We start from the raw sequence: 15,994 nt of genomic DNA on the forward strand, positions 1-15,994 counted from the left end.
CTATATAATTTTATCTGTCCCGCTGCTCGCATAGAAGTCTCGGATCTTCGGCTTGTTTTCACATAAAAGAACCTATTCAGATAATTTGAAAAGTTAGGGGAGGGCGCTTTACACGCCCCCTCACTATTTTTTAACCTGAACCGTTACTGCATCACTTTTATTTCCATTCTTCAAGACAGCTGTAATGACGGCTTCTCCCTCAGCCAGAGCGGTCACTGTGCCATCCTGCTCCACATTTGCCACTCCGCTATTGCTTGAATACCATTGAATCTCTTTATTGACAGCAAATTCAGGGATGACGGCTGCCTGCAGCTTTAAAGTTTCTCCCTGAGAAAGAACGGCGCCTTTATCTTTAATATCTACAGCCTCCGCACGAATGACAGGATCCTCGATGGTATAGCGCCATATATTGTTTCCTGTTGACAGGTCATCACCTTCTGCAAAATAGAAGTTCCCCATAGCATCCTCTGCTAATTTTTTTGCCTGCTGTTTAAGAGGGATCACTTCTTTAGTCGATTTATTGATTTTATAAAATGTCTGATCAACTGTGACGTAGAAATTGCCGTCTTTACCTTCCTTCATGATGCCGCCGACCCGATAGCTGCGGACGCCGGGGAATTTCACTTCCTGATAAATCGTCTTTTTCTGATCGGGATCATAAATAAAAAGAGTATCCTGTGCAATTCCCCAAATGTTCCCCTGTTCATCATCATTAAGGTAGCTCACCGATACTTTTCCTCGAACCGGAACCATTTCATTCGTCATTGCAGAAGATGCCGGATCCCACGTAATCAGCTTTGCTTCTTTCTCAACGGGATCTGCCCCTGTTCCTCCAAAAATACTGGATCCTGCATACACGAGTCCTTTTGATGCCTTCACTGAGACAATACTCTGGTTCGGGACAATATTCCGATTTACATTAAGCATGCCGGAGGAGCGATTATATATGGAAAGGGTGCCACCGTTCTTTCCATAGTCCGGGACCGAGCCTATATAAATTTCATCCCGCTCGGGTATCGAATCCATGGCAACCGGGCGATTTTGTTCATTTGGCCCATGCAGGTCAAATAACAGCTTCATATTTGTCCTGCGGTTCCATGGCAGGGAGGAATCGTATTCGTAAATTCTGGCAGCAGGATAAACGCCAAAATACATTTTACTGCCGATGGAGGTCATCCCTTCGACTTGACCAAGACCCGTTTCCTGCTTAGTGAGTCCTGTAAGAGGATTAAAAATCCCCACGTCACCCCCAATGAATCCGCTGCTGTAAATTTTACCGTCCGGCCCTCCCAGAATATTATAAATATTCGTCGGCTGGGGAGGCAGAGAGAGCACGGTTTTCTTCAATGCTCCGGAAGCCAGTCCGTATTTAAAAAAGCGTCCTTCATAGTTTCCAACGAACCCTACAAGAGCAGTACCGCTGAATGGAGTTTCTGATAGGGGCTGGAAGCCGAAACCGATCACAGGCTGTTCCAAATTTACCTGTGCACCCCCGGAGGTCACAGGCTCTGCTGTCTTGGATTCAAGATTGTATTGATAAAGAATTCCTGAGGACGTAAAGAATACACTTTTCCCATCGGGAGCAAGAGGAGAAACCCCTCTGGACTGTGCGGTTGTTTCATAATCGATTTCCATCGTTTTTTTATCTGCAACCACCAGCTTGAATTCCGGCTCAAGTTTAATGAAAAGCTTCCCTCCCTGAACCTGAAGATCATAAACCGATATGTACGATTTGTATTTAGCAGGGAGAACATTTGTCTTTTTGCCGGATTTGATGTCATATTTTATTAAATGTGCATGTGCACCTACTCCCGCGTACACGGCCTTCTCCTCTGAATCATAGGCAACGCTGCGAACATACTCTTCACCCGGTACCATTTCTCCAAAGTCAGTAAATCCTTTTGCCGGGTCATATTCAAATACATGGCCGTCAAAATACGTCCCTCCATAAATTTTTCCGTTCTCTCCTGCCGTCAAATCCCAGATCACTGTCTGCTTCGGAACCGGTTTGCCGAGAACCTCTGCTTCACTGCTTCCCGGAACATATTTATAGAGAGTCCCATTCGGAGTGGAGCCTGCATAAACCGTTCCATCTGAAGCAACCGTCACAGCCCATGCTGCCTCTGCTTCAGGAAGCGGAATAATCCGTTTGATCTGTTCGGTCTCAACATCAGTCACAATGAGCTGTGCAGGTCTTCCTGCAAGGACGGTGTAAGCCATGGATCGGCCATTCTCATCCTTTCCGAAGGCACCCCTCATCGCCATCAGTTTTTCAATTTGGGTACCCATGTCTTGAAAAGCTGGAAGCACCTCAGCTGTCTTTACAGTTTCTGCAATCACATCGCCATAAGGATTGGTAAGCTCCACCTTAAATGTATAAGATCCCGCTTTAGAAAATCTTAGTTCAGTCTTCAATGTTTCACTGTGATCTTTCTTTAAATCGATTTCGGTTGCCAAATCGCCTTTATTTTTAATAACGGTTATCCTTTCCCCGCGATTTATAGCAATCAGATCGCCGGGTCCAGACACTTTAGTGATCTGCACATCAATGTTCTCCGCTCCCCGCCTTTTTACGTTTGCAGCGGAAATTGAGAGTGGAGCAGGTGTATACGCTCCTGTTGAAAGCTGTTCAGGCAAATCGAGAACCGTCTGATAGACAGACTGATTATTATCTTGGATCACTTCCACCACCGCCTCGGTTTTGAACCCTTTGAACTCGGCAGTCAGCACTGTTTTTCCAGGGCTGATTCCTTTAACTGCCTGTCCATCAAGTATAGCAACTTCCTTGTCTTTTATCTTCAGGGAGCCGCCGCTGACCATGGTAACGCTTCCATTTTCCTTTTTTGCTAAAACCGTTACAATTTTTCTCTCCCCAGTTTTCACCTTAATTTTCTCGGGGACAATTTGTATGGACTCTATATCATCATCGGCCGCATTTGCATAATGAGGGAACAGAATCCCCCCAGCTGCAAGCAAGAACAAGACAAAGCCTTTAAAGGCAAGAAGCTTTCTGACTTTTATCATCGTATCCTCCCAATCTTCCTCTATTTTCCTCGTACGCTCTTTCAAATGTAATGAACTGGAAAGAATCCGTCAATTCTTTTAGCGAAATTTTCAGAAAAATGATGAAAATAAGAAAACCGGATTATCGATCGTATCCGGCTAATTGACTATTCAGCAGTTTTTCAATGCGTTCACATGCATCTTTCGGACTCTCCATAGACGCCCATGCAAGATTTAATTCATTTTGGAGAAGCATCATCTCCTGTGTATTTAAATTCAGTTCGCTAACGGGGACAGCATAGGGCATGACTTCTTTAAAAGCATTATAATTTTCAGGATGGATGGCCGGGTTCAAAAGGGTATCATCCTCCGCTGTCTTTTTTAAAGCAGGGATTGTACACCCGCTTTCTTTTAAGATTCTTTGAGACCTCTCCCCTGCCATAAAATCGGCAAGCGCCTGGGAGGCCCCCTTAGCCGCCGAATTCGCACTTACTGCTATCCCGGCTCCCAGCAGCAGGGTCGCTTTTCTCTCCTTTTTCGGGAGCGGCAGAATGTCCCATTGGATGTGCTGATCCCTGAACTCATTCAGATAGTAATAAGTTGTGAGAATCATTGCCACCTTTTCCTTATTGAAGATATCCTCTGCCAGCTGATTGCTGCCATGAGTAAAGATCGGCGATACCCGATGCTTGTACATCAAATCCACGCAATACTGCAAGGCTTCAATGTTTGCATCATCTGCCAGAGTAAAGCGGCTCCGGTTGGAAGTCATAAGCTTTCCCCCGTTTTGAAGGACGAAAACGGGCCAGCGGTGAAAAGAAGAGGAGAAGCAAAATCCGTAATGCTTAACAAGATGCTGATCCTCTATTATTTTCGTGGCTTTTTGAGCAGCATCAAGCAGATCTTCCCAGGTTTCAATCGACTGAAGTCCGGATAATCCTGCATTTTCAAAAATAGTCTTATTAAAGCAGATTACCACTGGTGTAAAAAGAAAAGGGGTAGCAAATACACTCCCATTATGAGAAAACATCTCAAATATTTGCCGGTAGCTGTTTTTCTCTGTCATGTTTGGTGACTGGTACGCATCCATTAGTTGAATTTTATCGGCTTCAGCAAACTCACGAAATTGGGAATCCGATACGATAAAAGCATCTGGGCCTTCTCCTTGTTCAAGTGAATGGATCAGCTGCGGAACGTATTCTGTTTCGGGCATTATTTTCAGATTCACTTTAATATGAGGATGGGCGTTCTCAAATTCCTTCAGAATTCTTCTGGCACTTGGAACTTCATAGGAAGTAGAATACCAGGCCAGGCTGATTGCCGTCGTATTGGCGGCAGAATCCAGCGTAACCCGGTTTCCTTTCCCGGGAATTTTTTCAATGAGCCCCTCCTCAACGAGCTGGGCAAGCCCCTTGCGGATTGAAACCCGGCTGATATCGTATTTATGACTAAGCTGATGTTCAGGAAGAAGGTATTCCCCTTTACGGATTCTGGTACTGACAATCTCATCCTTGAGTTCACTGATGAACTGATTATATTTTCTTTCAAAATCATTTTCTCTGCGTAATTGCATGAGCACCTCTCCTAGCGAATCGCAAACTTTAAATAACGGTCTAAAAATTGAAAGGAATGCTCACGGATTGCGGATGGAAATTCGTGGCCGCTGCTGCCGATCACCCATTCAAATGAATCGTTTTGTCCCAATACATCATAAACCTTTTGCACCTCAAGAATCCCCTTTAAACCCTCTTTCCAATGAGGAAAAATAGGATCATTCCTTCCCATCCATAAAAATAAAGGAACCGGAGCGCACAAGCTTAAAATTTCATGAAAATCAAAGGGAACCTCTCCTCGTTCAATCCATTCGCTGATTACAGGAAAATGACTGAACCAATCCCGTTTTCCCCATCTGTGATGCTCGGGATCCCCTGCAAACATGCTGAAGCCGCAGCTGCATACTGCCGCTTTGATTCGCTGATCAAGAGAAGCTAAAAAATAGGCATTATAGCCTCCCAGAGAGTGGCCGATTACACCAATTCTGTCTTCATCCACTCCCTTCAAGGAGGCCAGCACCTCTGCTCCCTGTCTGTGATCAGCCAGCATTTTTCCAACTGCTGTCCGTTCCGGATAACGATCATAAAAGCTTTTCGTTTGAAACGCCTGATCCCCTTTTTCTATCCGTTCTCCAGCTGTAATAGTGTCCGGTGCCAGAACTGCATAGCCTCTTTTAGCAAGCTCAATCCCATATTGGCGGCTCTTGCGCCCTGACGGATGGGCTATGTCATTTTTTCCATTCGCATCTGTCGGATGCAGAGCAAGAATTCCTGGAACCATCCCCGCTGAAGCATCTGGAATTAATAAAAGCGCCGGGACTTCATCCCCATCCTCTGTGGCATATTTCAGATGCTTTCTTATATACCCGTCCTCTTGAATCATGCTTGTGATTTCATACACAGGTTTGCATAGGGGATTAGTCTCATTAACAATTTGCAGCCACCTTGTCATAATGGAACGCTTTTTAATTTTCCATTCTTCCGCTGAAGGACTGGATAAAATCTCTGCTACCTTTAAATCACTCAATATGGAGCCCAGCTCGATTCACCCCCGTTAAGATCCATCGATAAAAGCGTGTTTCCTGAACAAAAATAGAGGTTGTTTTCGATAATGGCTCCCCCGCTGGTAATCTTCTCGCTCATGCGGCGATAACATGCTGCCGCTGAAGAGATATCCGCTTTGACCACAGCATCTTCAAGCAAAAAGAATACTTCCCTGCCCTGTTGAATGCAGCCGCCTCTGACTGGCTGGCCGAAGGGAAAACAATCTTTTACTTTCGCTGCGGCAAGGGAGGTGCAATCAAATTGAAAAAGGATGGAAGACTGTGTCATTCCAAGTCCGGAATTTCCCAAAATACATATATGCGTAATTTCCTTTTCATAACGAAAAGGCACAGTTACCCTCTCCAATTTTTTAGCCTTCCAATTCAACTTGTACAAGGAAGCGCTTTCTGCCAGCTCCGCTGCGCCGCCGGGAGTCCGGACACTTGTTGATCCAATCATGTTACCTGATGCATCAAATGCCAGACTGACCGTACTTTGTTCCGGTAAAAGCTGTTCAGGAGGCAGAAATGAAAGCTCGCACCTTGATGGATCATATATTCCAACAGAACCACCTCTTTTTCCATAGCCCGGGTAACCGGAAAAAACCACTTTCTTTTCGCATGGATGTATTGCAGAAGCACGCGGACGATGAACGGCATCAGCTTTCAGGATCAGCCTCGGGTTTTCATTTGCAGAAAACGGCTTGTTTAATGAAAACTCGTACAATTTCCCTCCCGCATAAGCACTGCCGAACATAGTATCTTGATCAAGAACGGCATAGGTGCAAATATTACCGCCGCCCCCCTGTTCTAAGCTTCCTATTAATTCCATTCCATTCTGATCCGCCCTAAAAAGCCTCATAGGGTGCATGCTGGTGCCGTAAAGTTTGCCGTCAGGACCAGCAGTGACTGTACTGAGCTCAGCTCCGGGGGTGTGATAGGAAACAGGAATAACCTGATTCGTAAGCCTGATTTTTTTTTCTGTAAGGTCAAACGACACTAATTTTTCTTTGCCGGCAACCTGGCCGTGGCATGTATGAAACCCCTCGCCCCAATATTCGTGCCCTTCCAATGGCTTTTGAATAGAGCGCAGCACCTTTCCGCCGCCAAGCTCAAGCCACGGCTGGGATGGATCGAAGGATCTGAGAGCAGCGCTTTTATACTGAGCGAATACCCTTCCTCCGTTTCCTTTCCTAACGTAGCCTGTTCCAATTCCATCTGTGAGCTGCCCAATCGCCGTTTGCTTTCCGCTTTCAGGATGAAAGGCCGCGATGAAGGGGTTTTCTGTACCAATTCCAGCATACATCCATCCATCCTTTCCTGAAGCCAAAGTTCCAGCATACCCTGACTCAATGTTTAAAGAAGCGAGACTCCTCAACTGATGCTGGTTTGGATCAAACTCTCTTACCATTAAATTCGGGTAGGACACAAAATAAATGAGTCCGTTCCATCCCTCGGTTATCGCAAAGACAGCTGCTTCGTCCTGCACCTCTCCTTTAAAAACAAAATTTCCAGAAAAAGGATCAAGACAGTAAAAAACCTGACCAGCTCCCGAGTAAAACAGACCGCCGGATGAAGCAAATGAGACATAGGGATATTCGCTGTTCTCTATTTGAAGCTGAATTGTTTTGCCGGTTTTAATATTGACGATAAGGAAGAAGCCTTTTGCCGCAACCACAAACCTTTCTTCCCCCATTGAGTTTCTGCATACCGCCGCTGTTCTAGTTTCGCTTAGCTGAACGGGAGCTCCCCAATTTTTTAATAAAATGATCTTTCACCTCATTTGCGGACAGGTTGTATACATGTATAGATTTATATTCTAAAAATTCAAAACTTTTGTCAAGGTAAAAATAAAAACAGCCGATCTTATCGGCTGTTATCTGTCATATGCTTCCGTTCTGTACGGCTGGGAAGCGAGTCATCCTGATGAACAGGCTCTTCCGTTTGCACAGGCTCCTTGCGGACAGGCTGAGTTTTTCCTTCTTCTAATTCTCTCTTCAATGCCTTATTCTCTTTTTTTAGAGAACGTATCCGGTTCATACCTGAATATCCTGCCATTAATGCTCCCATAAGCACAGAACCAAGAACAATTAGTATTAGCGGCCATTTGGATTGGCCTAATAAATAATCCACTTCTACCGGCTCCACATTAATAACAGCAAAAACAGCTACAATCAGTGCAAAAAAGATAACAAGCAATAAACTCCATTGTTTTTTCAAAGCAATTCCTCTCTCTCTAGGGGGTAAATGGATTAACATGGACAAAAACCTTTTGCACCACTTCATATTCCATTAGAGCAGCACTTACTTTCTTTGCGATTTCGTGACCTTCCAAAACCGAAAGTGTCGCAATGACAGAGATTTTCACATCCACAATTGCATAGTGGCCGTGTTCTCTGGCAAAGAGCTCATCAATCCGTTTAACTCCCTCAATATTTAAAATCGTTCTTTTCATTTCAGCTGTATCCTCATCATGCATAACATGATCCAGGGAAGCATGAATCGCTTCACTGCCTACTTTCCATGCAGTAAAGAGAACCAGGATGGAGACAGCTACACCCGCAAAGGGATCAGCGTACAAAAGCCAATCAATCTTAAACCATGAACCGGCAATCGCTCCAAGAATCCCGATTAAAGCTGCAAAGGAAGCAAATACGTCTGAACGGTGATCATAGGCATTGGCAATTAAGGCATCGCTCTTCAATCTTTTACCCAGTCTGTAGTTATACCGAAACATTCCTTCTTTGATTATAATAGCCGCCGCCACTGCGGCAATCGCAATTGCTGAGGGAGCTTTAGCCGGTTTAAAAAATGCTTCAAAGGAGGTCTTGCCGATTTCAAATCCAACAAGAGTGAGCAGCACCGCTACAACGACTGCTGCAATCGACTCAGCTTTTCCATGTCCATACGGGTGATCTTCATCTGGAGGCTTTTTGGCAAGCCGTACTCCAAATAGCACGACCACAGATCCAGCTACATCAGATACAGACATCGCCGCATCGGCAATTAAGGCCTTACTTCCTGAAATAAAACCAATGACCCCTTTTAATACAGCCAGCAGTAAATTTGCAGCAATTCCTGCAATAGCTGCGATCTGCACCTGCTTGAACCGATTATCCTTATTCATAAACTCCCTCCTCTAATAACCGGGCAATTTCATCTCCCCTTATCATATCCTTTGAAAGAGAAATGAATGAGCGTGAACCACGTTCCCCTCGTAAATTTTTGCACAATGGGACATATTATGAGTGACTCTGCCTGTCATAGAAAGGAGCGATCAATGATGGAAAAAACAAATGAATTTTTAAATAACCTGCACGAACGTCAGGAAAAAGATGAAGCAAATCGGAAACACCAGGGAAAAGGGAACGCTGGCAAAGACTCTCCAAGTAAGACCCATAAAGAATAAAAAAGAGGACCGCAGCTTATTGCGGTCCCCTCTTTAGTTATACTTCAGGGTGCTGATTGGAATGCAATTCTTTCGTTTGGTCGTCTTTCTTTTTAACAAACTCTCTCTTTTTCAAAATCAGCCACAGCTGAGCAGCGATAAAGATTGAAGAGTATGCCCCCGAGATTAACCCGACAAGCAAGGCGATCGAGAAATTGCGGATGGATTCACTGCCGAAAATCATCAGTGCAATCGTTGTAATCACGACTGTTAGAACCGTATTGATCGAACGCGTGAACGTCTGCTGCAAGCTTTTGTTCACAATAATACTTAGATCCTCAATTGACTTTACCTTTGTTTTCCTCTGAAGCTCTCGGATTCGGTCAAAGGTTACAATTGTATCATTGATGGAATACCCGACAATAGTCAGGATTGCAGCAATGAAGGTAATATCGACTTCAAGGCGTGTCAGACTGAAGAAAGCAACGATAAAGAATGCATCATACAGCAAAGCAACAATCGCTGATAGTCCCATTCTCCATTCATAGCGGATTGCTACATAAATAACGATTCCCAGGGAGGCAAGCAAAATACCATAGAAAGCATTGCGAGCCAATTCCTTCCCAACTTCAGGAGAAACAGTGCTTACTGTCGGCTCCTTTCCATATTTTGAAAACTGATCCTTTAATTTCGCAATTTCCTCTTTGCTCAAAACACCTACAAACCTTGCTACAGCTGTATCATTGTTCGCACCTGCCAGAACAATTTCATCGGCTTCCATATCAAGGGTTTTAAGCTCTGTTTCAACCTGTTCAGCTGTAATAGGCTTTTCGGAACCAATTTCAACACGTGTACCGCTTGTAAAATCAATTCCCAGATTCAGCTTGAATATCAGGATAATGATAATACCGGCTGCCACTGTTATTCCTGAAAAAGCGAAAAAGGCATTACGGTGTTTAAGGAAATCCACCTTATCAAATCGTGTTGGAGGATCTGTATTCTTATCCGTTTCATAAATCTCAAGCATTTGACTCTTTTTCACGCCAAACCATGACTTTTTCTTATCAAGCCAGCGGCTCTCTACAAGCATAGAAAGCAAAATCCTTGAAAGGAAAACAGCTGTTACAAAGCTTGCAATAATACTGACAAGAAGCATTGTTGCAAAGCCTTTAACAGCGCTCGTTCCAAAAAAGAATAGAACTGCTCCTCCAAGCATCGTAGTTAAGTTTGCATCAAAAATAGTCATGAATGAGCGCCGGTTTCCGGATTTGAAGGCAGAGCGTACAGACTTGCCAAGCTTCAGCTCTTCTTTAATCCGTTCATAAGTGATGATATTTGCATCGACAGCCATCCCGACCCCGAGAATTAGAGCGGCAATACCCGGAAGAGTCAGAACCGCATTCATCCAGTCAAATATTTGCAGGATAAGGAAAATATATGCACTCAATGTAATAACCGCAACCGCCCCTGGAAGACGGTAATAGAAGAGCATAAACAGGAAGATCACTGCTACACCGATAATTCCGGCAAGCACTGTGGAATGGAAAGCTTCTTCCCCAAATTTAGCTCCTACAGAAGTGGAATATGTTTCATCCAGCTGCACCGGCAGGGACCCGGCATTCAGCAGGTTCGCAAGCTCCTGTGCTTCTTTTATGGAGAATTGTCCTGTTATTACAACATCTGTTGTGTCAAATACTTCATTAACGTTCGGATCGGAAAGGAATTTTGGTTCTGCCTTTCCTCTTTCTTCTTTATACTTGTCTCCCGGCTGATAATCCAGCCAAATGACCAGCTGATTTTCCGGCTGCATGGCTACAATTTTGCTTGTAGCGTCTTTGAATTTCGTTTTATCCTTCAGCTTGACGGAAACGACAGGCTGATTGGACTGAGGGTCAAAGGTTTGCTTTGCCGCTCCCTGAACGAGATCGGAACCGTTTAAATATTCCTTGTCATTCACGTCCCGGAATGTAAGCTTTGCCTCAGTGGACAGAATTTCACGTGCTTTATTCTGATCCTTTACACCCGCAAGCTGAACGCGGATCCTTTTTCCTTCGATTTGAATATTCGGCTCGCTTACACCCAGCACGTTCGCCCGGTTTTCAAGCGCACGAACAGTACTGACCAGGGCTTCCTTGTCAATGACATCCCCTTTATTTGCAGGCTTAACATCATACAGAACTTCAAATCCGCCCTGCAGATCGAGTCCCCTTGGAATGTTTCCTGTTACTTCCGGTGTTCTGAATCCTATAATTACTCCAACTAAAACAGTAATGAGAAAAAACGCAAGGATGCGCCCCCGCTTGATCATTATGTATCCTCCTTAGCTACTTGAACCCGTCCGCTACAGCAAATCCTCAAGCATTTTGGTGCCTTCTTCGCTTCCGAACCAATTAGGTGCTTTATACGATTCGACGGCCGCAAAATTCATGAATTCTCCTGCTCTAACAGACATGATGTCACTCACCATTTTATAAATCATCAATTCTTCTTTAGACTTCCACTTCTTTTTCAACAAGTATGTCCACAATTCCTGCTCTGAGACCTGATCATAGCCTAATATCATAAACTCTTCCAGCTTGCTTTTCATAAAAGGCCTGACATGATGTCTGTACAGTTCCGCAGGATGCTTCTCCATTTGCGCACGCTCCTTTGACAATCCTTATAAGCTTTATACCGTACGATAGACCTATGCTTCTAAAACTTGTCATGCTTGGCCATCTCACAGTCATATAGTAATTGTATATGAAAACAAGCTATTTGAGAAGGCAGGGAAGGGAATGTCCAAGCAAACATTTTTAAAAGGAACGATCATTTTAATTGCTGCAGGACTCATTACCCGAGTTCTTGGGTTCATTAACAGAATTGTTCTGGCCAGATATGTAGGACAGGAAGGAGTCGGCCTCTACATGATGGCTGTACCGACTCTTGTGCTGATTATTACCATCACACAATTCGGTCTTCCCGTCGCCATATCAAAACTTGTGGCTGAAGCTGATGCGCAGGGAGATCAAAAACGGATTAAAAAGATACTCGCTGTATCCCTTGCTGTTACTGGAGGCTTAAGCATTATTTTCACTCCGGTCATTTTGCTTTCAGCTCCTTATTTGTCACAGCATCTTTTTACAGATCCAAGAACTTTATATCCACTCATGGCTGTCGCACCGGTAGTGCCGATTGTCGCCGTTTCTTCTGTACTTAGAGGGTATTTCCAGGGAAAGCAGAACATGAAGCCCGCCGCTTATTCTCAGGTACTCGAACAAATCATCCGGATATCGCTCATTGCTGTTTTCACTGCCGCTCTTCTTCCATACGGAATTGAATACGCTGCAGCCGGTGCCATGTTTTCAGCTGTAGCCGGCGAGCTCGTTTCACTTATCTATCTCCTTTTCATGTTCAAGCTTAAAAAGAAAATCAAAGTCCGAAAAAATTTTTTTCAATCAATAAAATCCGGCAGGGATACGTTTAAAAATTTAATGGAAATAGCGGTTCCAACGACTGGCAGCAGGCTGATTGGCTCTGTTTCCTGGTTTTTTGAGCCAATCGTCGTTTCTCAAAGTCTGGCACTTGCAGGGATAGGCACTGCCATTGCAACCAGGCAATACGGGGAACTGGCAGGCTATGCGCTGCCTCTGCTGATGCTTCCTTCCTTTATTACATTTTCCCTTTCCACCTCTCTTGTCCCGGCCATTAGTGAAGCAATGGCTCAAAACAAGCTGAAGCTGGTTGAGCACAGGCTCCGCCAGGCATTGAGACTTTCCCTAGTAACCGGCGGACTGGCGGCAGTTGTGCTGTATATTTATGCGGATCCTCTGATGAAGTTAATGTACGGAAATGCAGATGCCGCCATTTTTGTTAAACTAATGGCCCCGTTTTTCATTTTCAATTATATTCAGGGGCCGCTGCAGGCTGTCCTCCAAGCGTTGAACCTTGCACGTGCCGCCATGATTAACAGTCTAATAGGTGCGTTAGTCAAAACAGCTTTGATTTTTGTGCTGTCGGCCAGACCCGAGATGGGCATTAAAGGAGCCGCACTTGCTATCGTCATTGGCATCATGGTCGTCACCCTGCTGCACTTAGCTACCGTTATTAAAGTCGTTTCATTGACCATTTATGTAAGGGAATATTTGTATAGCTTTGCAGCGATGGTCATTACTGGGGCTGCAGGCTATTATGCATATTACGGCTGGCTTAAGAATTTCGGCAGCGTCATCGGTCTTCTAGCTGCTTTAACCCTCTGTACGGTGATCTATTTAATTGTTTTAATTCAATTCAAGCTCGTTTTAAAGGAAGAACTGAAGCGGGTACCACTATTTGGCCCCGCCCTGTCCAAGCTTATTCCAAATCCGCGCTGATTCTCTAGACATTTGATACATCTACGTAAAATACGCCGTTGGCATACGTACAAAAAGAAATATCCTGCAGCTCCTGATAGCCTAACTTTCGAAGTTCCTGTCTAAGCCATAGCTCTGTCTTTCCTATTTTTTCGAGATGGGCCGGCTGAATTGTTCCATCAATAATGAGCGCCAAGTCTATCGTCTGCATAGGCTTTCCTTCTTGTTTTGTAAACACATTCAGCTTTCCTGATGTTTCTAAAATCGCAAACTCAACATCCCCAAGATTTCGGACATTTTTTTCGCGAAGCTGGGTCATTAAATCGTCAAAATTGTACCGCTGAGATTTCATCGCCCTCTCATCTATTTTGCCTTTGTTAATAATGATCGTTGGCTTGCCATCGATCAGCTGGCGGACTTTTTCACTTTTTAAAGACAAAAAAGCCAATCCATACTGAATTCCCAATAACAAAAGCATGGATATGACAGAATGCATAAGCGGATCCTTCGGGCTCTCAATCGCCATAACAGCAAGCTCCGCAATCATAATAAAAACTACCAGATCTAAAATACTTAACTCACCAATTTCCCGTTTCCCCATCATACGGAAAATAAAGATGATCAAAAAATAAAGCAAAACCGTCCGGGCGATGATAATTAAATAAATCTCCATCCATGCCCCTCCCTTCGTCCATTGCTTTTTCTAGTTTGTACAGCCCTTTTTAAACCATGCGGCAAAGTTTCTTCCAATCAAAGATTCTAAACCGCCCCGGTTGCGAATACCTTATGAAAAGACGAGCATAAACAAGCATGTGCCAAAAAGGAGAGATGCTTAGTATGGAGACAAAAAAATGGGGAAAAGCCATTCTTAGCGGACTTATTGCGATTTTTGCTGCAGCTCTGGCCATCAGCCTTATCTTTTCACTGCTCCTTAAATTCACCGGAATGACGGAAAGCTCGATTCAATGGATCCTCCTCGCCCTCTCCTTCATCACCCTATTTATAGGGGGATTTATCGCAGGAGGCAAAGGAAAAGAACGCGGCTGGATCCTCGGCGGAATCACTGCACTTTGTTTTACACTCATTATTGTGCTCTTCCAATTCCTTGGATTCGGATCATCGCTAAAGCCAATGCAATTTTTATATCACGCAGGATTTTTAGCCATGGCTATGCTGGGCGGAATGATCGGAGTCAATATGTCATCGGATTAATGGAAGTGGGAGACCCGGCGGCTGCCGGGTTTTTTGGTGTTTTTACTATAGGGGGCCGAATCGTTGCCTGGCATTCTTGCCTGGCAATCCGCTTTCTCGGTCCTTTGCCTGGCATTCTTGCCTGGCAATCCGCTTTCTCGGTCCTTTGCCTGGCATTCTTGCCTGGCATTACGCTTTTCGGGGACTTTGCCTGGCATTCTTGCCTAGCATTACGCTTTTCGGGGACTTTGCCTGGCATTCTTGCCTGGCATTACGCTTCCCAGATACATTGCCTGGCATTCTTGCCTGGCATTACGCTCCCCAGATACATTGCCTGGCATTCTTGCCTGGCATTACGCTCCCCAGATACATTGCCTGGCATTCTTGCCTGGCATTACGCTCCCCAGATACATTGCCTGGCATTCTTGCCTGGCATTACGCTCCCCAGATACATTGCCTGGCATTCTTGCCTGGCATTACGCTCACCAGATACATTGCCTGGCATTCTTGCCTGGCATTACGCTCCCCAGATACTTTGCCTGGCATTCTTGCCTGGCATTACGCTTCCCAGATACTTTGCCTGGCATTCTTGCCTGGCATTACGCTCCCCAGATACTTTGCCTGGCATTCTTGCCTGGCATTACGCTCCCCAGATACTTTGCCTGGCATTCTTGCCTGGCATTACGCTCACCAGATACATTGCCTGGCATTCTTGCCTGGCATTACGCTTCCCAGATACTTTGCCTGGCATTCTTGCCTGGCATTACGCTCCCCAGAACATTGCCTGGCATTCTTGCCTGGCATTACGCTTCCCAGATACTTTGCCTGGCATTCTTGCCTGGCATTACGCTCACCAGATACATTGCCTGGCATTCTTGCCTGGCATTACGCTCCCCAGATACATTGCCTGGCATTCTTGCCTGGCATTACGCTTCCCAGATACATTGCCTGGCATTCTTCCCTGGCATTCCCCTTTTCCGGTCCATTACCAGACATTCTTGGCATTACTCTTCCCGATTAATTGCCTGGCATTCTTCCCTGGCATCATGCATTCTACAGGAAGATGCTTGGCATTCTGCGATCCGTTATCCCCTCCCGTTCCATTCCGAGCATCACACATTTCAAATGGGGAGCAATGACATCGCTGCATCCATACTGAACTCAAAACAAAAAAAACAGAGAAAGCATTAAGCTTCCTCTGTCTTTGCCAGTACGGATTTTTCTTTTACTTCGCGGATTGCTCTGCGTTCAAATGTTAAACGGGAGCCGTCACCAGCTTTTAGTACTGCTTTTTCTTCATCAATTGATTCGATCGTGGCGTGAAGTCCTCCGATTGTCACAACTTTGTCACCTTTTTGCAAACTGCTTTGCATTTGGCGGAATGTTTTTTGCTGTTTTTGCTGCGGACGGATCAGCAGGAAGTAGAAAATCGCGAACATTAGCACTAATGATAAGATAGTCGTCATGGAATTACCCATATTCTTT

Annotated in this window: 13 protein-coding genes; 3 read left to right on the top strand and 10 right to left on the bottom strand. The window is 44.8% G+C overall.

Going from position 1 to position 15,994, the window contains the following annotated elements; all coding sequences use genetic code 11:
• Positions 1–123: 123 nt before the first annotated feature.
• The 6 genes from J9317_RS13775 to J9317_RS13800 all read right to left on the bottom strand — a co-directional run bounded on the left by J9317_RS13775 (position 124) and on the right by J9317_RS13800 (position 8,726).
• Positions 124–3,024: an Ig-like domain-containing protein gene (locus J9317_RS13775; protein WP_211559503.1), complete on the bottom strand. Its 2,901-nt coding sequence runs from the start codon at positions 3,022–3,024 to the stop codon at positions 124–126.
• A gap of 121 nt (positions 3,025–3,145) precedes the next feature.
• Positions 3,146–4,576, bottom strand: a complete 1,431-nt coding sequence (locus tag J9317_RS13780) for an extracellular solute-binding protein (RefSeq protein WP_211559505.1) — start codon at positions 4,574–4,576, stop codon at positions 3,146–3,148.
• Positions 4,577–4,587: 11 nt separating this feature from the next.
• The gene (locus tag J9317_RS13785; RefSeq protein ID WP_211559507.1) at positions 4,588–5,583 is read right to left on the bottom strand and encodes an alpha/beta fold hydrolase; all 996 of its coding nucleotides are present in this window, start codon (positions 5,581–5,583) and stop codon (positions 4,588–4,590) included.
• Positions 5,580–7,295: a PQQ-like beta-propeller repeat protein gene (locus J9317_RS13790; protein ID WP_211559509.1), complete on the bottom strand. Its 1,716-nt coding sequence runs from the start codon at positions 7,293–7,295 to the stop codon at positions 5,580–5,582. The genes J9317_RS13785 and J9317_RS13790 overlap by 4 nt, the downstream gene beginning before the upstream one ends.
• A gap of 170 nt (positions 7,296–7,465) precedes the next feature.
• Positions 7,466–7,819 (bottom strand): LapA family protein, encoded by a 354-nt coding sequence (locus J9317_RS13795; RefSeq protein ID WP_211559511.1) that lies wholly within the window; start codon positions 7,817–7,819, stop codon positions 7,466–7,468.
• Between the two features lie 16 nt (positions 7,820–7,835).
• Positions 7,836–8,726, bottom strand: a complete 891-nt coding sequence (locus J9317_RS13800) for a cation diffusion facilitator family transporter (RefSeq protein WP_211559513.1) — start codon at positions 8,724–8,726, stop codon at positions 7,836–7,838.
• A 153-nt stretch (positions 8,727–8,879) separates the two neighbouring features.
• Between J9317_RS13800 and J9317_RS13805 the strand changes: the two genes are divergently transcribed.
• Complete coding sequence (locus J9317_RS13805) at positions 8,880–9,008, top strand: DUF4023 family protein (RefSeq protein ID WP_431190686.1); 129 nt, start codon at positions 8,880–8,882, stop codon at positions 9,006–9,008.
• Between the two features lie 37 nt (positions 9,009–9,045).
• On the opposite strand, the gene secDF is transcribed toward J9317_RS13805, so the two are convergent.
• Together secDF and J9317_RS13815 are read right to left on the bottom strand one after the other, a co-directional pair.
• Positions 9,046–11,292: a protein translocase subunit SecDF gene (gene secDF, locus J9317_RS13810; protein ID WP_211562400.1), complete on the bottom strand. Its 2,247-nt coding sequence runs from the start codon at positions 11,290–11,292 to the stop codon at positions 9,046–9,048.
• 36 nt (positions 11,293–11,328) lie between these two features.
• Positions 11,329–11,622 (bottom strand): post-transcriptional regulator, encoded by a 294-nt coding sequence (locus tag J9317_RS13815; RefSeq protein WP_211559515.1) that lies wholly within the window; start codon positions 11,620–11,622, stop codon positions 11,329–11,331.
• A 142-nt stretch (positions 11,623–11,764) separates the two neighbouring features.
• On the opposite strand from J9317_RS13815, the gene spoVB reads away from it, so the two are divergent.
• The gene (gene spoVB / locus J9317_RS13820) at positions 11,765–13,339 is read left to right on the top strand and encodes a stage V sporulation protein B (RefSeq protein WP_211559517.1); all 1,575 of its coding nucleotides are present in this window, start codon (positions 11,765–11,767) and stop codon (positions 13,337–13,339) included.
• Between the two features lie 4 nt (positions 13,340–13,343).
• Here spoVB and J9317_RS13825 read toward each other — a convergent pair whose 3' ends face one another.
• Entirely contained in the window at positions 13,344–13,991 is a 648-nt protein-coding gene (locus tag J9317_RS13825; RefSeq protein WP_211559519.1) for a DUF421 domain-containing protein, read from the bottom strand.
• A 164-nt stretch (positions 13,992–14,155) separates the two neighbouring features.
• On the opposite strand from J9317_RS13825, the gene J9317_RS13830 reads away from it, so the two are divergent.
• The gene (locus J9317_RS13830; protein ID WP_211559521.1) at positions 14,156–14,530 is read left to right on the top strand and encodes a TIGR04086 family membrane protein; all 375 of its coding nucleotides are present in this window, start codon (positions 14,156–14,158) and stop codon (positions 14,528–14,530) included.
• A gap of 1,166 nt (positions 14,531–15,696) precedes the next feature.
• On the opposite strand, the gene yajC is transcribed toward J9317_RS13830, so the two are convergent.
• The gene (yajC, locus tag J9317_RS13835; RefSeq protein ID WP_211559523.1) at positions 15,697–15,987 is read right to left on the bottom strand and encodes a preprotein translocase subunit YajC; all 291 of its coding nucleotides are present in this window, start codon (positions 15,985–15,987) and stop codon (positions 15,697–15,699) included.
• Positions 15,988–15,994: the final 7 nt, after the last annotated feature.

Source organism: Metabacillus flavus, from assembly GCF_018283675.1.
GTDB classification, from domain to species: Bacteria; Bacillota; Bacilli; order Bacillales; family Bacillaceae; genus Metabacillus_B; species Metabacillus_B flavus.